Raw genomic sequence first — 18,337 nt, forward strand, 5'->3', positions numbered from 1 at the left:
CCTGCTGTTTGGAAAAACGAAAAAAGCCCTGTTTCATTGTGATGTTTCACATGAAACAGGGCTTTTTTTATTCTCTAGCTGGGCGATAGGTGCCTAGATGATAGGTGCCTGGACGATAGGTGCTTGTGGGCCAGGTACTGGGGCGATAAGTGTCTGAGATGACAAGCGGTCTAGCGTGCCAGCCGCTGATAAAGCCCCAGATAGGCCTCGCCCATGGCGCAGGGAGTGAAGCGTGCCAGATGCCCCCGCGCCCCCGCGACTAGCCGCTCCCGACGTGGCGCATCAGCGACGAGTGCCACGATGGCGGCAGCCAGTGCCTGTGCATCGCCGGTGGGCACCAGCACGCCGGTGCTGTCGTCATGCACGATATCGGGGATGCCATCCACATCGCTTGCGATGATCGGGACGCCGTGATCCATCACGTCGAGCAGAATCGAGCCGAGACCCTCGTTGCGTGACGGAAAGGCGAACAGATCGAAGGCTTCCAGATAGTCGCCGACATTGGTGTGGAAGCCTTCCCAGACCAGATTGTCGAGATCGGCACTTTCCGCCTTGAAGGCCGCCTCGTCCTCGCCGGCGCCCAGGCAGACGAACAGCAGCTGCGGGTGGCTGTCGCGCAGCCTGCGGGCCGCCTCGATCAGCACTCGCTGGCCCTTGTGGCGGTCCACCAGGGCGCCGACATGCCCGATGACAACACGATCTCCTGCGGGAGTATTGCCGAAGCGCTGGCGTAGCTCGGCCACGGCTTGCTTGTCGCTGGGCAGATGGGCGAGGGTGCTGGGGATCAACGCCGTCTCACCCCATTGGCGATCCCGCAGGTGAGATTCGATCACCGACGAAATCGCCACCCGGCAGGCGGCCGCGCGATAGGTCAGGCGATTGAACGGCTTGTCCTTCACCGGCTGGGGCACTCGGCGTGTCAGCAGGTAAGGCGTGCCGGTGAGGCGCTGATGCAGCCATGCCCAGTGCACGGCCTTGGCTTCGTGAGCATGCACGATATCGGCGCGGGGCTGGCCGAGGTGGCCCTTGAAGCGTCCGCTGATCTCGATCACTTCCACCGTGACGGCAAGCTCAAGCGCCGCCAGTTCGCTGATCAAGGGCGAGCCCTGCAGACACACCAGTGACTGGCGGATCGACGCGCCGGCTTCGCCGTTCTCCCCCGGGCTTGCGCGTCGCGCCAGGTCCGCGATCAGATTGAGCGTCTGGCGCTCACCGCCGCGAAAGCCGCGTGCCAGATTGACATGGCGTACGTGAAGCGGGCGCGTCACACCTCGCGCGGCAGTCGGCTCACAGCTAGAGGTCATGGTCACCATACCTTGTTGAAATCTTCGGCCTCACGCACCTTGGCGTCGCGCTGGAATTCCAGCAGCTTGGCGTATTTCAGGTAGGCATTGACGCTGGCCGACAGCGCCACCGAGAAGCCATCGACGCCATCGCGGAAGCCAGCCTGGAAGACGAACTTGCGCATGAAGGCATTGCTGGCATGCAGGAAGGGAGTGAAGGCGTTGGCGCGTTTTCCCTTCTGATACATGATCTTGGCGGCGCGGTTCGAGAAACGGCCACTGGCCTTGACGAACAGTTCACCAAGATTGGCGAAGCTGTAATGCTCGAGATCGGCGTCCAGCTCGCAGGGATGGTTGGCCTGCACCGAGCTGTGCTGACGCGAATCGCGGAAGGCGAGTTTCTCGCGGTCATACAGGCGCAGGCAGTAATCGGGGTACCAGCCGGCATGCCGCACCCAGCGTGAGCCGATGAAGTTGCGACGGCGCAGCGCGAAGCCGTCGTGGGGCGTGCTGTCGAGTGCCAGTTCCCGGATGGCGCTGACGGCACCGTCGGTCAGGCGCTCATCGGCATCCAGAGACAGCACCCAGCGGTGGCTGGCATGGCTCGGCCCGACATTTTTCTGCGGCCCGTCGCCCAGGTAGGGTTGATCGATCACCACGGCGCCCATGTTGCGCGCCAGCTCGCAGGTGGCATCGGTGGAGCCGGAATCGACCACGATCAGCTCATCGCAGACCTGAGCCAGCGAGCGCAGGCAGTCCTCGATGTTGTGGGCTTCATTGAGGGTGATGACACAGCCGGTGATGGGCACCGCGGTGCGCAGCTTGCCATCGGGTGAAGGGGCGGCCGAGGCCTCGTCGCTCGTGTTCATGATGGTCTCTGTCTGAAGAGCGCCTGTAGCACGACGGGGTGGGGCAGGCGCCGATGGGACTTAGTGGCAGGCTCAGTTCGCGTAGAAGCGGCGCATGGTCTCCATCACTTTCATGACGGGGTTGGCGCCTTCGCCGAGCGCCTGCCGACGATTCATGTCGCCATCGTACACTGCATAGCCGCCGGTGCCTTCCAGTGCGTAGATGCGATCGCGCTGAATGATACCGAAGTCCTGATAGCTACCGGAGAGCACCCATTCGTTGTCGACCTCTGGTTGATGGTCGAGAGTGCGCAGCAGGTCATGGCCCATGCTGTAGTCGCTGGGGGGATTGCTGATGCCCATCACATGGCGTAGCAGTGTCGGGACGACATCATAATGCGCGGTGACGGGAGGCAAGGGCAGCTGGCTTCCATAGTGACCGGCAGGAATGCCGGGGCCGCGCAGAATCAGCGGTACCTGGGTCTGGTAGCGAGTGAAGTTGCCATTGTGTCCCCAGAAATTCTTGCCGCTGTCATTGAACTCCTGAGCATGATCACCGGTGACGACCAGCACCGTATTGTCCCACTCGCCGTGTTCTTTCAGGTCCTGAATCACACGCGCCAATTGCCTGTCCAGATGATACAGCGAGTTCAGATACAGGTTGCGCACAGGCGTCGGGTCGGTGTCGGGACCCAGTGTCAGATAGTCCATGCCGGTGGCGCTGGGCTGGAAGGGAGTACTGGCACCTCTGGGTAGCGAGTATCCATGCGGAGCATCGTAGAACAGCACGCCCAGCCACGGTTTCAGCGCATGAGCGCCCTGCTGCAGCGCTGTCTGGCGGCGCTGGGCCTGCCAGGCGAGCCAGTCGGTCGTCATCACGCGGTCCCGCATGGCGGGACTGTCGCCCAGTGTGCGCAAGCGCAGATCTGGCACTTTCGGGAAGAGGCTGCGGTCCAGGCCGACACCATTGAAGCTTGCCGAGGAGAATAGCCCCAGCGGCCACTGGCGCTGCAGTGCCTGATTGACCAGCACGCTGCCCAGGCCGTCATTCTCCATCGGGGTGACGTAATTGGCGGTCAGGCCGGATAGCAGGCTGAAGAAGCCGGTGCGGGTGCTGTTTCCACCGGAGATGTGATCCGGGAAGTGCAGACCATCCGCCAGGGCAGCGTGCAAGTGGGGCATCGCCTCGGCAGTGAAGCTATCGGCGCGCCAGGAGTCGATCACCAGAAACAGGATGTTGGCAGGCTGGCCGTCGACACCTCTGCTGGTGATGACATCGTCATCCTGTTTAAGCGGTACGGCAGGATAGGCCAGCGAACCCGCCCCGAAATTCTGGATATGCACCTTGGCCGCTTCTGCAGTCCGGGCATCCAGCCACCCGTGGTCTTCCATGAAGTCGCGCGCTGTGGCGGGGAACAGCAGCGGGAAGGCGGGCGCTTCGCGTGTCACCTGCAGGTTGTGATGGGCATCTGACACGATGTGCTGGATGTGGCTTGCCAGCAGCATGAGGAACAGCAAGGCATGCAGCCTGCCTGTCGGCAAACGGTGAGCGCGCTTGACCGCCGCAGGCCCACTCAGTCGATAAGCCAGCCCGCAGCAGAGCGCGATCAAGCCGAGCAGGGAGCATGCACCCAGTAGCCAGGTCGTGGCATCGAACTCGAAGATTTCACCGTTGCTGTCATTGAGGAACATCGACAGCATGAAGCCGTTGAGATGGAAGCGGTACTGGGCATAGACGAGGCTGTCGATGATCAGTGCGCTCAATGCACTGCCGGCCAGAATGCCCGCGGGAAGCCACAGCCAGCGGCGAGCGCTGCGCGCGGGCAATATCATGCCGAGCAGGCCAACTGGCAGCCACAGTAGTTGGGCAAGCAGTCCGTAGTGACCCAGCCAGGTAGTGGCCAGGTAGGCCCAACCGCTCAGGCTGGCGGCACTCACTCCTTGCGGGAGTGGGGTAAAGGGCAGATAGCGGGTCGCGACCAGCCAGATCAACACCAGGATGGCGAGAGAGAAGGTGGCGCTGTCGCGAAGATAGCGGCGGCGGCTGTCACGAGGTCGGGCGTTGGCGGGCGCAGGCGAGTCAGGGGTCTTTGCGGTCATCGGTCATATCCGGCGGATAGGAAAAAGCGCGATAACCCATCAAGCGTGGGGAGCGGCAAGATAGTTATCATGCATAATATATTGTTAGCATGATATCTTGTTTTGCGCGCCGGATGACCACTTTGTCAGTAATAGAGTTGAACGGAGCGTCAGCAAAGAGTGGAACGGAGCGGGCGCCTACCCTTGATAGGCGCTGCGGATGCGGGCCAGGCACGCCGCATGATGTGTCGGGGTGAAGCGGGCCAACGAACGGCCCAGGCGGGAGAGATTGCTCTCGCGCCAGCGTGCATCCGTGGGAGCCTCGGCATGCAGCTGGCAGCGATCGAGATCGATCACGTAGACGCGTTCGCTTTCATCGATCAGCAGGTTGCGTGCGTTGAGGTCGACATGCTCGAGCCCGGCGTCATGCACGGCGCGAATGGCGTGACCTGTCGCGTCGAGCAGGCGAAGCAGAGCCTCGGGCAGCTCGGCCCCGTCATGCAGGTGCTGTGCTTCGAGGGCGATCAGGTCATCGGCGAAGGCGCGTGCGCCGGGAATCAGCACCGTGATCAGGGCGGCCTCGTAGGTCAGGCCATGCCGCCACACGCAGGCGCCGACGGGCTCTGGCACCGGCAGCCCCTGGCGATACAGACGCTCCGTCAGGCGCAGTTCGGCGAAGGCGCGGGTGCGCTCAAGGCCGGTATAGAGGTAGCGCTGACTGGCGAGCTTCGCGATCAGGCCGCCGCGACGATAGGGGCGCAGTGCCCAGCGGCGAGCCGGTGACGCGGTGGTATTGGCGGGTTGCAGTTCGGCGGGCAAACGACAGACATCAAGGAACAGACTCGCCCCGCGCCCCGGCGCTTCGCCGGTCACGGCGTCGTGTTCACGCCAGAACGATGGCATGAACCAGTCCGGCGTCATTTGTGGCGCTGTTTCGCCATCATATAGAATGTGGGCATTCTCATTTCGGAAAACTGCCATCCGCATGAAGCATCCTCTCCCTGCCCAGCCCGCACATATCTGCGTGCTCCGGCTCTCCGCTCTCGGCGATGTCTGTAATCTTGTGCCAACGGTACGCGCCTTGCAGCGTCAGTGGCCTGAGGCCCGCATTACCTGGATCGTCGGCAAGGGGGAGCACAGTCTACTGTCCGGCCTGACCGGGGTCGAGTTCGTGGTCTATGACAAGTCCACCGGTCTTGCGGGCATGCGCGCCATCTGGCGACAGCTCAAGGACACGCACTTCGATGTCCTGCTGCACATGCAGCAGGCACTGCGTGCCAGTGCGCTGTCGCTGGGACTCAAGGCCAAGGTGCGTATCGGTTACGACCGTGCGCGCGCCAAGGACTGGCAGTACCTCTTTACCTCCCATCAGCTGGCCCCGCGAGAGCGCGCCCACGTGCTGGAGTCGTTCATGGACTTCGCGCGTACGCTGGGTGTCGAGGACTGCCGTCTCGACTGGCGTCTCGATGTGCCGCCCGAGGCCTACACCGAAGCCGCACGCGTCACCGGTGAGGCGCCGTATCTGATCATCAGTCCGTGTGCCAATCCGCGACTGCGCAACTTCCGCAACTGGTCGCCGGAAGGCTATGCAGCGGTCGTCGATCATGCCTGGCAGCAATATGGCATCCGCAGCGTGATGACCGGTGGCGGCAGCCCGCAGGAACGTGAAATGGGCGCGCGCATCAAGGCGCTGGTCAGCGAAGGCGCGGTCATCGATGCCATCGGTGGCACCTCGCTCAAGGGCCTGCTGGCGATGATCGATCGCGCCGTGGCGGTGATCGCGCCGGACTCCGGCCCGGTGCACATGGGCAATGCGCTCAACACCCCGGTGATCGGTCTGTACGCCACCACCAATCCCGAGCGCGCGGCGCCGTACTGCTGGCAGCATCTGGTGGTCAATCGCTATCCGGACGCCGTGAAGACCTATCTTCACAAGCAGATGGACGAGATCAACTGGGGCCAGCGCGTGCGCCATCAGGACGCCATGAGCCTGATTCGCGCCGAGGATGTCATCGCGCGCCTCGCTGAGCTGCTGGCGGACACCGATGGCGTCATTCGCGGCCAGAGCTGCGAACGTCTGCCGGTCGCGGCTGTCTCCTCTACGGATACCACTTCTTCCCAATCCCCCTCTGCACGCGGAGACGCCTGATGAAGCTTGATCTGACTGCGCTTGAACAGGCTCGCCTGCTGGTCGTGGGTGATGTGATGCTCGACCGCTACTGGCACGGTGGCACCTCACGCATCTCGCCGGAAGCACCGGTACCGGTGGTACGAGTCGGCGAGAGCGAAGACCGCCCCGGCGGTGCCGCCAACGTCGCGCTCAACATCGCCTCGCTCGGCGCACATGCAACCCTCGCGGGTGTGGTCGGTGAGGATGACAACGCCGCCATCCTCACGCGCGCGCTGGAAAACGCCAATGTCATCACGCGCTTCCAGGCCAGTGACAGCGTGCCGACCATCACCAAGCTGCGCGTGATGAGCCGCAATCAGCAGCTGCTGCGCCTCGATTTCGAGGAGCCGCTGCACGAGGTGGATACCAGCGCGCTGGTGAGCCAGGTCGAGGCCGAGCTGGGCGCCAGTGGCGTGATGATTCTCTCCGACTACGGCAAGGGCTCGCTGAATCAGGTCGAGGCGCTGATTGCCGCTGCGCGTGCGGCGGGCAAGCGTGTGCTGGTCGACCCCAAGGGCAGTGATTTCTCGCGCTATCGCGGCGCCAGCATCATCACCCCCAACCTGACCGAATTCGAGACCATCGTCGGGCCGTGCCGCAGCGATGAGGAACTGGCCGAGAAGGGCGAGGCACTGCGTGCCGAGCTCGAGCTGGAAGCCCTGCTGGTGACGCGCAGCGAGAAGGGCATGACTCTGATCCGCGAGGGCTATCAGCCGCTGCACCTGCCGACGCATGCGCGTGAGGTCTACGACGTCACCGGCGCCGGCGATACGGTGATCGGCGTGCTGGGTCTGGCGTTGGCAGCCGGTCACGCCTTCCCGGAAGCCGTGATGCTGGCCAACCTGGCCGCGGGTCTGGTGGTCGCCAAGCCGGGTACCGCGACCCTGTCGGTGGCAGAGCTCTACACCGCGCTGCACGGCGACAAGCTGGCGGAATTCGGCGTGATCCAGGAGTCCGCGCTCATCCCGGCAGTCAAGGCCGCCCAGGCACGCGGCGAGCGTGTGGTGATGACCAATGGCTGCTTCGACATCCTGCACGCCGGTCACGTGGCCTACCTGCAGGAAGCGGCACGCCACGGCGATCGCCTGATCGTGGCCGTCAACGACGACGACTCGGTAGCACGCCTCAAGGGGCCGACACGCCCGATCAACCCGGTGCTGCGCCGCATGCAGGTGCTGGCGGGCCTCGGTGCGGTCGCCTGGGTGGTGCCCTTCAGCGAAGACACCCCGGCACGCCTGATCGAGGCCGTGCTGCCGGATGTGCTGGTCAAGGGCGGCGACTATCGTCCCGAAGAGATCGCCGGGGGAGAGGCAGTGATCGCCAATGGCGGTGAAGTCCGCGTGCTCGGTTTCGAGGACGGCGTCTCCACCACCGCGATGATCGCCACCATTCTCGATCGCGAGGACTAGGCGTGAGCCTTGCCTGCGGCCTCTACAGCACCGCGCTGACCCTGCTGTCGCCCCTCATCTGGCAGCGGGTCTGGCGCGAGCACGATGCCCAGCACCCGCGCCTGGAGCGGCTGGGTATCATCCCCTCCACGCCGAGCACCACGCCCGACAGTGAGCGCCCCATCTGGCTGCACGCCGCCTCGCTGGGCGAGGTGGTGATGGTGGCGAGTCTTGTCGAGGCACTGCGTCAGCGCTACCCACGGCGCCCGCTGGTGCTGACGACCATGACAGCCACCGGCGCTGCACAGGCTGCACGTCTGCTGCATACGCCGCAGGGCTCGTCAGAGCTGGCCCCGGCCCGCCACCATTACCTGCCGCTGGATTTCCCGCTGAGTGCGCGGCGCTTCGTGCGTCGGCTGCGTCCGGCGCTGGCGATCATGGTGGAAACCGAGCTGTGGCCCAACCTGATGGCCGCCTGCGCGCGGGATGACATTGCGCTGTGCGTCATCAATGGCCGCCTGTCACCGCGCGCCTTCCAGCGCTATCGCAGGATCGGCGCCCTGATGCGCGACAGTCTTGCCCACGTCAGTGGTCTGTCGGCCAAGTCGCAGCAGGATCTGGAGCGTTTCATGGCGCTTGGCCTGCCGCCAGCGCGTGGCACGGCCGTCGGCTCGCTCAAGTTCGAACTGGAGATTGCTGAACAGGTCATTGCCGATGGCCAGGCGCTGCGCCAGTCATTCGCGCAGCGGCCGGTATGGATCGCCGCCTCGACGCATGACGGCGAGGATGGCCAGATACTCGCGGCGCATGCCGCGGTGCGTGACCAGCATCCTCAGGCCTTGCTGCTGTTGGTGCCGCGCCATCCGCAGCGCTTCGAGGCAGTGGCCGCTCAGGCGGCACAGTGGTGTCAGACGCGCGGCGAGAGCAGCCTGCGGCGCAGTGCCATGTCAGAGAGCGGCACCGAGGTGGCTGACGCCGCATCGGTGCTGGTCGGTGACAGTCTCGGGGAATTGCTGACGCTGTATGCGGCCAGTGATATCGCCTTCATCGGCGGCAGTCTGGTGCCCATCGGCGGGCACAATCTGCTCGAGCCCGCTGCGTTGGGGCTGCCACTGCTGAGTGGCCCATCGCTGGACAACTTCAGCGAGATCGCCGAGGTGATGACCGCGGAAGGCGCGCTCCAGGTCGTTGCGGATGACGCGGCATTGGCCGAGGCGGTGAATGCGCTGTTCTCGGATCAGGCCGCGCAGCAGATGGCAGGCCAGGCGGCCAGTCAGGTCGTGGAGCGCAACCGTGGCGCGCTGAGTGGCACCTTGGCGATGCTCGAGCACCACCTGCCGCTGTGACGTCCCCGCGCACGCAAAGTGTGCATTGACTGTCTGGTCAGACAGAAAACGCCGCACAATCGTGCGGCGTTTTCTGTTTGTCAGTGGTCTGGCGCTGCGAGTGGCCTGACTCCTTCCTGTGAAGCAATCGACAGGCTCAGCAGTCGACAAGCTCCGCCGTCACGCCCATTTCTGCCTCCAGCGCCCCCAGACAATCACGTGCAGCGGGGCTGGCATTGCTGATCACCACATCAAAGTCACTCAGCGGGGCGATGAAGGCGGGGCGCACCATCTCGAACTTGCGCGCATCGACGATCAAGAAGCGCTGCATCGCGCTTTCCAGAGCGGCCTGCTTGGCCGCGACCTCATGAAAATGGAAGCAGCTGACGCCTCGCTCGGCATGCACTCCGCCCGCCGAGAGAAAGGCCTTGTTGATGCCGAGACGGCGGATGGCCTCCGGCATGTCGGTGGCGGTGAATGACTGGGTGGCCGGGTGAAACAGCCCCCCCAGCATCACCAGCCGCACCCCGGGCAGATGGCCGACCGCATTGGCCACATTCAGGGCGCAGGTCACCAGGGTCAGCGTCTGCTGGCGGTCGATGGCGGCTGCCAGATGGACCAGCGTGGTGCCGCAATCCACATACAGGGTGTCGCCGTCCTCGATATGACTGGCCAGCTGCTGGCACAGCGCTTGCTTGATCGGGGCGCTGGCGTCGATCTCGCGATCCAGGCGATAGACGCTGCCGGCGGATGAATCGACCAGCAACAGGCGGCCACCCAGAATCTCCAGCAGTCCGTTGCTGTGCGCCACGTCGCGACGAATGGTCATCTCCGATACGGCGCATAGCTGTGCGGCGTCGCTCAGTTGCAGAGGGCTGCCTTCGCGCAGAATGGCCTGCAGGCGGTCGAGTCGGGCGGCGCTGTGATTGTTCATGCGGCTTTTGTCCTTTGGTGCCGGTTCCGATGAGGGAGCGTTGGCGCAAAACTGGGCGGAAGCGCCACGTCCCACGTCAGAAGCAGATGATAAACCACTGACACACAGGGAGAACCTCAAAAATGCCCCTGACATTGCCAGTCTGGCACTGGAAGACAAGAGGGCGTGAGGTAAAACGGACGTATTGACTATTTGGTCAGGCTGTGACTTTTTGAACATGGTGAGAATGCAGGATAACACTGCACGACGTTGAGAACGGGTCGTCGCAGCCCTGCACGCAGCACCCATAACAACCACAAGAACCCTCAGGATCTTCCCAATGAATCCCCTCATGAGTCTCGTCGGGATGGCTTCGCTCATCCTCATTGCCGTGGCGCTGTCGTCGAATCGACGCGCCATTCGCCTGCGCACCGTGGGTGGTGCCTTTGCCATCCAGCTGGCCATCGGCGCCTTCGTGCTCTACACCTCCTTCGGTCAGGGAGTGCTGGCCGGTGTCTCCGGTGCCGTCAGTCAGGTGGTCAACTATGCCGATCAGGGCATCAACTTCCTGTTTGGCAGCCTGGCCAATCCGGGCAGCGGTGTCGGCTTCATCTTCGCGGTCAAGGTGCTGCCGATCATCATCTTCTTCTCATCGCTGATCGCGGTGCTCTACTACCTCGGCATCATGCAGTGGGTGATCCGCCTGCTGGGTGGCGGCCTGCAGCGTGTGCTGGGCACGTCGCGTACCGAGTCGCTCTCGGCCACGGCCAACATCTTCGTCGGTCAGACCGAGGCGCCGCTGGTGGTCAAGCCGTATCTGGCCAGCATGACGCGCTCCGAGCTGTTCGCGGTGATGTGCGGTGGCCTGGCCTCCGTCGCCGGTTCGGTGCTGGGCGGCTATGCGGCGCTGGGCATTCCGATGGAGTACCTGGTGGCGGCATCGTTCATGGCCGCACCCGGCGGGCTGCTGTTCGCCAAGCTGCTGTTCCCGGAGACGGAGAAGCCGGACGACTCGATCGCCCTCGCCGATGCTGCCCTCAAGGATGATGATGCGCCCTCCAATGTGCTGGACGCTGCGGCCTCCGGTGCGTCTTCCGGCCTCAAGCTGGCGGCCAATGTCGGGGCGATGCTGCTGGCCTTCATCGCGCTGATCGGCCTGATCAACGGCATTCTCGGCGGCGTGGGTGGCTGGTTCGGCATGGACACGCTGAGTCTCGACATGATTCTCGGCTGGTTGTTCGCGCCGCTGGCCTTCCTGCTGGGCGTGCCGTGGAGCGAGGCGACCCTGGCGGGTTCCTTCATCGGCCAGAAGCTGGTGGTGAACGAGTTCGTCGCCTACATCAATCTGGCGCCCTACCTCAGCGGTGACAGCATCGTCGCGGCCACCGGCGCGGTGATGACGCCCTACACCATGGCAGTGCTGTCCTTCGCGCTGTGCGGCTTCGCCAATCTGTCGTCGATCGCCATCCTGCTGGGGGGGCTGGGCAGTCTGGCACCGACACGCCGTCATGAGATCGCAAGCCTGGGGCTCAAGGCGGTACTCGCCGGCACGCTGTCCAATCTGATGTCGGCGGCGATTGCCGGTTTCTTCCTGGCGCTGGCGGCCTGATGCATTCCTCGCTCTCCGCTCGGTCAGTCGACGGGAGCCATCCTGCCGGCATGCGCCGGGCGGCAAGCGAGGAAACATCGGGACGTCCTCTCGGGGAAGCCGAGGGTGACAAGGTGCCTGGCGAGAGTGTGAAAAGGTTCACATTGTCGTCGAAGGCACGTTGATCACCCCCGAAATGTCGCTCTGTCGTTTTTGCGAGGAAGTGCTAACATCGCCGCCTTTCCAGACTGGGCCCCGTGCGAGTTTCACTCCCGCGCCTTCGTCGGACTTCATAGCGACAAGACCCGCTCAGCGGGCAAGACCACAAGAATTCGAACAGTCTCAACATTCAGGACAGGATCGTTACGCGATGACCATGCTCAAGACCCTCGCGGCCAGCACTCTGGCTGCCACTACGCTGCTGACCGCTGCAGCACCGGCGCAGGCTACTGACTTCAATGGCGATATCCACGCCAATGATTACAAGTGGCTGACCTTCAACCTGATGCGCAGTGAAGACAACCGCCTGCCGTTCCGCAACAGCGAAGATACCTACCTGGAGATGGAGTTCGGCGGCCGCTCGGGCATCGTCGATCTCTACGGGTATGTCGACTTCTTCGACCTGCTGGACGACAGCTCCGATGACCTGAACGACGGCGACAACTTCTTCGCCAAGCTGGCGCCGCGCTTCTCGCTGGACGCCATGACCGGTTATGACCTGTCGTTCGGCCCGGTGGATGAGCTCTACATCGCCACCGTCACCAACATCGGTGACAACGGCGCATTCGGCGGTCTGTGGGAGCACTACGTCGGTCTGGGCAGCGATGTGCAGGTGCCGTGGTTCGGCAAGATGGGCTTCAACCTCTACGCGCGTTACGTGCGTGAGAACTACGGCGGCGAAGACGAGAGCAAGTGGGACGGCTACATGGCCTCCACCAACTGGTTCAAGCCGTTCGTCAACTTCGATGATGGCAGCTTCATCGCCTATCAGGGCTACCTGGACTACAAGTTCGATGCCGACGAAGTGGGCAGCCAGGCGGGCCGCAGCGTCAACAGCATGGAGTGGTTCAACGGCATCTACTACCACACCCAGCGCTATGCGATCGGCTATGGCCTGAAGTACTACAACAACATGGCGTTCTTCACCGATGGCTCCACTGCCACCGGCGTTCGCCAGGACACCACTGGCTTCGGCAACTACTTCAGCATCAACTACAAGTTCTGATCACCGCTTCGCTCTCGCGGAGCGACCGGCGCTAAAACAGAAACGGGAAGCCCCTCAGGGCTTCCCGTTTTTCGTCTGGCTGCTGTGGCATCTGACACCTGAAATCCGGCATCTGATGATCAGCGGAACTCCACCTCGGTGACTTCCACGCGCACCAGCTGGCGTGACCACTCGCCCTCCGGCAGCGAGACGCGTACCTCGCGGCTATCGCGTGTCTGGCCGGGGCGCAGGTAGGTCTGGGGCAGGCGATATTCCCCGACCCACAGTGGCACCTCACGCGTCGCGAGCAGATGGCCATCATCGGCATACAGGCGCAGTCTGGCCTGCACGCCGATGACACTCTGGCCGGCCGTGTTGTCGAGACTGAACTGCAGAAGCGCCTCGTCATCCTCTTCGCTCACCGAGGACAGGCGCGCGACCAGACCATCGCGGTGGCCTTCACTCAACAGCCGCGGATTGGCCAGCGCGCTGCTGTTGAGGCGTGACGCGCTGTCAGGCGCTGCGTTGCTGGCGCTGGCAGAAGCTGCACTGACTGATGGTGAGGCCGAGTCGCCAGCCGGAGCGACCGCCGCCGTCACCGGCACGGCCGTCGAGGTCGGCACCAGCGCGCTGCCAGCCTTCACTGAGGGCTGTGTGGCCGGGGCGGAAGCGGCCTGCACCTCATCCAGCTGATATTCCCAGCTGTGGTCCGGCTTGAGCAGGATCTTGACGCCACTGTCGAGCGTCACGGTGACGGGCTGGCTGATCGGCAGGCTATCGGCCAGCGCCAGCGGACTTGCGCTGGCTGCCAGCAGCAGTGCGGTCGCCAGGCGCAGTCGTGGGCGCAGATTCATCGTCATGCCAGCTCCTCAGGCAGTGATGCGTTCGACGCCACTTTCGCGTCCCACCAGCAGCACATCGGCACCGCGTGCCGCGAACAGACCATTGGTGACGACACCGACGATGGCGTTGATGCGCGCTTCCATGGCGATCGGGTCCTCGATCAGGAAGTTGTAGCAATCGAGGATGCGGTTGCCGTTGTCGGTCAGCACGCCATCGCGGTAGACCGGGTCGGCGCCCAGCTTGACCAGCTCACGCGCGACATAGGAGCGCGCCATCGGAATGACTTCCACCGGCAGCGGGAAGCCGCCGAGAATATCCACCTGCTTGGAGCCATCGGCGATGCACACGAAGCGCTCGGCGCAGGCCGCGACGATCTTCTCGCGGGTCAGCGCGGCGCCGCCGCCCTTGATCATCGCCAGGCGCGGGTCGATCTCGTCGGCACCATCCACGTAGACCGGCACGGTGCCGACATGGTTGAGTTCGAAGACGTCGATGCCATGGCCCTTTAGGCGCTCGGCAGTGGCTTCGGAGCTGGCGACGGCACCGGCGAAGTCGTGACGCACTTCCGCCAGCGCATCGATGAACAGATTGGCCGTCGAGCCGGTACCGACGCCGATGATGGTGTCGCGGCTCAGCAGTGGGCGAATCTCGTCAAGGGCGGCGCGGGCCACGGCCTGCTTCAGCTCATCCTGGGTCATGTGATACCTCGGGTCGGTGGGGCGGTGGTGAAAGTGGGCATTGGCGCGGTCTTCCCTGCGTGGCCAGCAGTTTACCGCCGGCAGGCACTGGAAAACGGCTTGACGTGAAGCGCAACGCCGGAAAACGCCACATTATAACGGCAAACCCGGCGATGGCGCTGGACGCTCTCGCCAGCGGTCTGATAACAATGGGGGTTCGGTCGCGCTCATGCGGCCCGCGCTGTGACACATCAGGACATTCCTATAATGCTCGAACATTACGTCAAGAAAATCCTGTCGGCTCGTGTCTACGAAGCCGCCCATGAAACCCCGCTCTCGCCGGCACCCTTGTTGTCGCGTCGTTTCGGCAATCACATCTTCATCAAGCGTGAAGACCTGCAGCCTGTCTATTCCTTCAAGATTCGCGGCGCCTACAACAAGATGGCCCAGCTGACGGATGAACAGAAGGCGTGTGGCGTGATTGCGGCCTCGGCCGGCAATCATGCGCAGGGCCTGGCGATGGCGGCCAAGCTGATGGGCGTCAAGGCAGTGATCGTGATGCCGCGCATTACGCCGGAAATCAAGGTGCAGGCCGTGCGCGAGCGCGGCGCGCGGGTGATTCTCAAGGGCGACGCCTTCCCCGAGGCACTGGCCCACGCGCGTACCCTGATGGACGAGCACGGCTATACCTTCATCCCGCCCTATGACGACCCGGATGTCATTGCCGGTCAGGGCACCGTCGGCATGGAAATCCTGCGTCAGCACCCCGGCAAGATCGATGCGATCTTCGTGCCGGTCGGGGGCGGTGGTCTGATCGCCGGTGTCGCGGCCTACGTGAAGTACCTGCGCCCCGAGATTCGCGTCATCGGGGTCGAGGCGGAAGATGCCGCCTGCCTCAAGGCGGCCATGGAAGCCGGCGAACGCGTGGTGCTGGACCAGGTCGGCGTGTTCGCCGAGGGCGTGGCGGTCGCGCAGATCGGCGCGGCACCGTTCGAGCTCATCCAGCACACCGTCGATGAGGTCATCACCGTCAATACCGACGAGATGTGTGCAGCGGTCAAGGATATCTTCGAGGATACGCGCGCCGTTTCCGAAACCAGTGGCGCACTGTCTCTGGCGGGCCTCAAGAAATACGTCCAGCAGTCAGGCGCGGAAGGGGAGACGCTGGTGTGCATCAACTCCGGCGCCAACACCAACTTCGATCGCCTGCAGCACATTGCCGAGCGCACCGAGCTGGGCGAGCAGCGTGAGGCGATTCTGGCCGTGACGCTGCCGGAGCGCCCGGGGGCCTACAAGCAGTTCTGCAAGGTGATCGGCAAGCGCATGGTCACCGAGTTCAACTATCGCTATGCCAACCCGGAGGAAGCGCATGTCTTCGTCGGCGTGCAGGTCAAGCCGGGCGGTGAAGACCGCGCCGCTGTGGTCGAGAAGCTGCGTGAGGCGGGCTATGCGGTGGAAGACCTGACCGACAACGAACTGGCCAAGCTGCACACGCGTCATCTGGTCGGTGGGCGCACGACCAGCGATCTCGAGGAAGAGGTCTATCGTTTCGAGTTTCCGGAGCGTCCCGGCGCCCTGATGAATTTCCTCACCCACCTGCCGGCGGACTGGAATATCTCGCTGTTCCACTACCGTAACCACGGCGCGTCGCATGGCCGGGTGTTGATCGGCATGCAGATCCCCAATGGCGACCGCGTGCGGGTCGAGGAATATTTCAATGAGATCGGCTATCGCTTCTGGAAAGAGAGCGACAATCCCGCCTATCGCCTGTTTCTGTCCTGAGCGAGGCAAGCGATGGGGCGATGATGGCTATATGAGTCATTTGCGTTGAAGGCGGCGAGCTGAGGCGCAGCTCATCATGCTTCATTGGTCACATTCGTGGATAGAAAAGCCCCGGCCTTCGCGTGGAAGGCCGGGGCTTTTTCATGCGTATCCGGCGGGCATGCCGCAGGAAATTCCACATTTCATGCCAGGCGCGAAAAAGAACGGTGTTTTTGATGGAAGCCCTTGTCGGCTGGGGCGAGCAGACATCAAAAGCTGCGTGGAAAAGCGTCCATTCAAACGATTGCATGGTGATTGTCATACAGAAGTCAGATGCCTATCATCTGGTCACTGTCAGGAAGACAGTCATCGACAACCGTCACGCGAAAGCCACTGACGATATAAGAAGAAGCCCGCTCTCATGAAACGTAAGCCCGATCTGGTCATGGCCCTGGTATTCATCTTCGGGATTGGTGTAGTGGCAACCGGCTACGCCCAGACCGTAATGGGTTCCTGAATCCTGCGCTGCTGCCCTCACCGGCGGTAGCGGTGCTGCTGGCGTCAGTCTCTCTGGCGCCACGCACCCATGCCATGACCCTCCTGCCAGGCTTTCCAGCGTTTCTGCTCCCGGCTTTCCAGCTCCCCGACTCCCCTTAAGCTTGACCCTCGTCTGGCTTCACTGCGTTGCTGCTTCGCCTCCTCACAGATAGCCCCTTTCTGTCTGCTTTCACCCTCGACATCTCGCGGTCGTGCCATCGATCTCGTCATAAAGCCTGTCGCCTCATTCGGCACGGGCAGGGCGCACGACTTCGCGATCACTGACGATGGCGTCCAGCGGGATATCCCAGGGCTGTACCGGCAGGGCGGGGACCTTCTGACAGTGGTGGGCGAGACCGATCAACAGTGGCCGTGGGCCGGGACGGCGGGTAAAGGCGAAGCTGCGATCATAGAAGCCGCCGCCCATGCCGATGCGAGCCCCGTGCCCATCGAAGCCGACCAGCGGCATCAAGACGACATCCAGCGCCCAGGCAGGCAGGCGCCGTGCCTTGGAAGCACCGTGACGGGTGTCCGGCTCGGCGATGCCGAAGCGGTTGCTGACCAGGGGTGTCTGATCGTCGTAGCGCACGAACCATAGCGAATTGGCCGCGAACGGACGCAGTACCGGTAGATAGACCTTCGCCCCTCGTCGCTGCAGCCAATCGCACAGGCGCGTGGCATCGATCTCGCCATCGTAGGGCAGATACAGGGCGACGTGGCGGGCGCGCAACAGTTCCGGCAGCCGTTTCAGCTGACGCAGGAGCGCATCTTCGGCTTGCAGACGAATGGCAGGTGGTAGCTGACGGCGGCGTTGGCGCAGCAGACGGCGAAGCGCACGGCGGTCGGCCTGAGGGTGATCGAGCTCGCTGGGCAGTGCCCAGAGCGTGGTATCGAGTGCTGCAGAAGGGAGTGGCGAGCGTGGGCTCGCGGGTGCGGCATAGACCGCGGGGGGCTTGCGCATGCCTGACAATCTCCGTCAGACAGGGTTCTCCAAGGTGCCGGTGTTACCGGGGGCCCTTGAACCCAGCGGTTCAAGGTGGGTAGTCCCGCGCAGCGCATCAGGCGTTCCGACGCACGGACATGCACACAGCACTGCGCAGTGGACTCCCTGGGAATAGCTTATAAGCTCGAGGGACATCGGCAACTGTCGTACACCCCAGAGAACTCATTCAGTCTACCAAACCCCGCCTGCCTGCCCAAGGGCTAATCCTGTCGGGAACAATCTGTTGCCTGAATGTATCAGTTGTTTGATTCTGAAGCGTTTTTACGCTCAGCAGCGCGCGCCTTCGCCTGATCGGCATAGTCGGCTGGCAGCTGACTGAGCGCGGCATCCAGTTGACGGTCCAGCGCGGTGAGGCGAGTCTCGAAGTCGCGCTGCAGGGCGCGCTCGCTGTCACGGCTGTTGATCAACTCATGCGAGATATTGAGCGCTGCCATCAGGGCGACCTTGTCGGCGCTGATGGTGTTGCCGCGCTGCTGGATGCCTTGCATGGCGAGATCCAGATAAGCCGCCGCACGGGTCAGGCCATCTTCCTCGCCGGGCTGACAGCTGACGGTATAGCTGCGGCCGAGCAGGCTGATCTCGGTGGTATTGCGTGGGGTGGCGGAATCGCTCATGTAGATCCTCTCGGGCCTTGTCCGGCGTCATCCAGATTGATGCCGACGTCCTGCTGTCAGTGCGTCACCGTCGCAGTCAGGACGGCAAGCCAGAAGGAGGGCCA

Annotated in this window: 15 protein-coding genes and 1 other RNA gene; 6 read left to right on the plus strand and 10 right to left on the minus strand. The window is 63.5% G+C overall.

Going from position 1 to position 18,337, the window contains the following annotated elements; translation table 11 throughout:
• Positions 1–170: 170 nt before the first annotated feature.
• The 4 genes from QD356_RS14035 to QD356_RS14050 all read right to left on the minus strand — a co-directional run bounded on the left by QD356_RS14035 (position 171) and on the right by QD356_RS14050 (position 5,197).
• Positions 171–1,304, minus strand: coding sequence for a glycosyltransferase family 4 protein (locus QD356_RS14035; protein WP_192839032.1), 1,134 nt, complete (start codon positions 1,302–1,304; stop codon positions 171–173).
• Positions 1,305–1,306: 2 nt separating this feature from the next.
• Positions 1,307–2,152 (minus strand): glycosyltransferase family 2 protein, encoded by an 846-nt coding sequence (locus tag QD356_RS14040; RefSeq protein ID WP_082388690.1) that lies wholly within the window; start codon positions 2,150–2,152, stop codon positions 1,307–1,309.
• Positions 2,153–2,224: 72 nt separating this feature from the next.
• The gene (locus QD356_RS14045) at positions 2,225–4,231 is read right to left on the minus strand and encodes a DUF3413 domain-containing protein (RefSeq protein WP_192839033.1); all 2,007 of its coding nucleotides are present in this window, start codon (positions 4,229–4,231) and stop codon (positions 2,225–2,227) included.
• Positions 4,232–4,408: 177 nt separating this feature from the next.
• Positions 4,409–5,197 carry a 3-deoxy-D-manno-octulosonic acid kinase gene (locus QD356_RS14050; protein WP_192839034.1) on the minus strand — a complete coding sequence of 263 codons (789 nt, stop codon included), beginning with the start codon at positions 5,195–5,197 and terminating at the stop codon, positions 4,409–4,411.
• Between QD356_RS14050 and QD356_RS14055 the strand changes: the two genes are divergently transcribed.
• Genes QD356_RS14055 through waaA form a run of 3 tightly spaced genes read left to right on the plus strand, consistent with a single transcriptional unit; the run spans position 5,196 to position 9,114 of the window.
• Positions 5,196–6,359, plus strand: a complete 1,164-nt coding sequence (locus tag QD356_RS14055) for a glycosyltransferase family 9 protein (protein ID WP_084589231.1) — start codon at positions 5,196–5,198, stop codon at positions 6,357–6,359. The two genes, QD356_RS14050 and QD356_RS14055, sit on opposite strands and share 2 nt — an antisense overlap.
• Positions 6,359–7,789, plus strand: coding sequence for a bifunctional D-glycero-beta-D-manno-heptose-7-phosphate kinase/D-glycero-beta-D-manno-heptose 1-phosphate adenylyltransferase HldE (hldE, locus tag QD356_RS14060; protein WP_043331637.1), 1,431 nt, complete (start codon positions 6,359–6,361; stop codon positions 7,787–7,789). Before QD356_RS14055 ends, hldE begins: the two co-directional genes overlap by 1 nt.
• Positions 7,790–7,791: 2 nt before the next feature.
• Positions 7,792–9,114, plus strand: a complete 1,323-nt coding sequence (gene waaA, locus QD356_RS14065) for a lipid IV(A) 3-deoxy-D-manno-octulosonic acid transferase (protein ID WP_192839035.1) — start codon at positions 7,792–7,794, stop codon at positions 9,112–9,114.
• A 136-nt stretch (positions 9,115–9,250) separates the two neighbouring features.
• Here waaA and QD356_RS14070 read toward each other — a convergent pair whose 3' ends face one another.
• Positions 9,251–10,027 carry a DeoR/GlpR family DNA-binding transcription regulator gene (locus QD356_RS14070; protein WP_054556386.1) on the minus strand — a complete coding sequence of 259 codons (777 nt, stop codon included), beginning with the start codon at positions 10,025–10,027 and terminating at the stop codon, positions 9,251–9,253.
• 319 nt (positions 10,028–10,346) lie between these two features.
• Here QD356_RS14070 and QD356_RS14075 point away from each other — a divergent pair, with 319 nt between their 5' ends.
• Both QD356_RS14075 and QD356_RS14080 read left to right on the plus strand, forming a co-directional pair.
• Entirely contained in the window at positions 10,347–11,615 is a 1,269-nt protein-coding gene (locus tag QD356_RS14075) for a NupC/NupG family nucleoside CNT transporter (RefSeq protein ID WP_043331634.1), read from the plus strand.
• A 349-nt stretch (positions 11,616–11,964) separates the two neighbouring features.
• Positions 11,965–12,819: an outer membrane protein OmpK gene (locus QD356_RS14080; protein ID WP_082388693.1), complete on the plus strand. Its 855-nt coding sequence runs from the start codon at positions 11,965–11,967 to the stop codon at positions 12,817–12,819.
• Positions 12,820–12,938: 119 nt separating this feature from the next.
• Here the strand turns inward: QD356_RS14080 and QD356_RS14085 are convergent, their stop codons facing one another.
• Together QD356_RS14085 and rpiA are read right to left on the minus strand one after the other, a co-directional pair.
• A complete protein-coding gene (locus QD356_RS14085; RefSeq protein ID WP_192839036.1) occupies positions 12,939–13,658 on the minus strand; it encodes a DUF3157 family protein in 720 nt (239 codons plus the stop codon).
• Between the two features lie 9 nt (positions 13,659–13,667).
• On the minus strand, positions 13,668–14,339 hold the full coding sequence (gene rpiA / locus QD356_RS14090; protein WP_054556388.1) for a ribose-5-phosphate isomerase RpiA: 672 nt from the start codon (positions 14,337–14,339) through the stop codon (positions 13,668–13,670).
• A gap of 237 nt (positions 14,340–14,576) precedes the next feature.
• Between rpiA and ilvA the strand changes: the two genes are divergently transcribed.
• The gene (ilvA, locus tag QD356_RS14095; protein WP_279878201.1) at positions 14,577–16,100 is read left to right on the plus strand and encodes a threonine ammonia-lyase, biosynthetic; all 1,524 of its coding nucleotides are present in this window, start codon (positions 14,577–14,579) and stop codon (positions 16,098–16,100) included.
• 760 nt (positions 16,101–16,860) lie between these two features.
• On the opposite strand, the gene QD356_RS14100 is transcribed toward ilvA, so the two are convergent.
• The 3 genes from QD356_RS14100 to QD356_RS14110 all read right to left on the minus strand — a co-directional run bounded on the left by QD356_RS14100 (position 16,861) and on the right by QD356_RS14110 (position 18,233).
• Positions 16,861–17,577 (minus strand): 5-formyltetrahydrofolate cyclo-ligase, encoded by a 717-nt coding sequence (locus tag QD356_RS14100; RefSeq protein WP_192839037.1) that lies wholly within the window; start codon positions 17,575–17,577, stop codon positions 16,861–16,863.
• Between the two features lie 22 nt (positions 17,578–17,599).
• Positions 17,600–17,782, minus strand: a non-coding RNA gene (ssrS, locus tag QD356_RS14105) — 6S RNA.
• A 73-nt stretch (positions 17,783–17,855) separates the two neighbouring features.
• Positions 17,856–18,233, minus strand: coding sequence for a cell division protein ZapA (locus QD356_RS14110; protein WP_064503224.1), 378 nt, complete (start codon positions 18,231–18,233; stop codon positions 17,856–17,858).
• Between the last annotated feature and the right edge of the window lie 104 nt (positions 18,234–18,337).

It is taken from the genome of Cobetia sp. 2AS (assembly GCF_029846355.1).
GTDB classification, from domain to species: Bacteria; Pseudomonadota; Gammaproteobacteria; order Pseudomonadales; family Halomonadaceae; genus Cobetia; species Cobetia amphilecti.

What these genes read in the sequence shown, in the direction of transcription:
- QD356_RS14085 (WP_192839036.1), bottom strand. Translation starts at nt 13,658, where the DNA reads ATGACGATGAATCTGCGCCCACGACTGCGCCTGGCGACCGCACTGCTG.
- hldE (WP_043331637.1), top strand. Translation starts at nt 6,359, where the DNA reads ATGAAGCTTGATCTGACTGCGCTTGAACAGGCTCGCCTGCTGGTCGTG.
- QD356_RS14075 (WP_043331634.1), top strand. Translation starts at nt 10,347, where the DNA reads ATGAATCCCCTCATGAGTCTCGTCGGGATGGCTTCGCTCATCCTCATT.
- QD356_RS14080 (WP_082388693.1), top strand. Translation starts at nt 11,965, where the DNA reads ATGACCATGCTCAAGACCCTCGCGGCCAGCACTCTGGCTGCCACTACG.
- rpiA (WP_054556388.1), bottom strand. Translation starts at nt 14,339, where the DNA reads ATGACCCAGGATGAGCTGAAGCAGGCCGTGGCCCGCGCCGCCCTTGAC.
- QD356_RS14040 (WP_082388690.1), bottom strand. Translation starts at nt 2,152, where the DNA reads ATGAACACGAGCGACGAGGCCTCGGCCGCCCCTTCACCCGATGGCAAG.
- QD356_RS14050 (WP_192839034.1), bottom strand. Translation starts at nt 5,197, where the DNA reads ATGCGGATGGCAGTTTTCCGAAATGAGAATGCCCACATTCTATATGAT.
- QD356_RS14070 (WP_054556386.1), bottom strand. Translation starts at nt 10,027, where the DNA reads ATGAACAATCACAGCGCCGCCCGACTCGACCGCCTGCAGGCCATTCTG.
- QD356_RS14045 (WP_192839033.1), bottom strand. Translation starts at nt 4,231, where the DNA reads ATGACCGCAAAGACCCCTGACTCGCCTGCGCCCGCCAACGCCCGACCT.
- QD356_RS14110 (WP_064503224.1), bottom strand. Translation starts at nt 18,233, where the DNA reads ATGAGCGATTCCGCCACCCCACGCAATACCACCGAGATCAGCCTGCTC.
- QD356_RS14055 (WP_084589231.1), top strand. Translation starts at nt 5,196, where the DNA reads ATGAAGCATCCTCTCCCTGCCCAGCCCGCACATATCTGCGTGCTCCGG.
- QD356_RS14100 (WP_192839037.1), bottom strand. Translation starts at nt 17,577, where the DNA reads ATGCGCAAGCCCCCCGCGGTCTATGCCGCACCCGCGAGCCCACGCTCG.
- QD356_RS14035 (WP_192839032.1), bottom strand. Translation starts at nt 1,304, where the DNA reads ATGACCTCTAGCTGTGAGCCGACTGCCGCGCGAGGTGTGACGCGCCCG.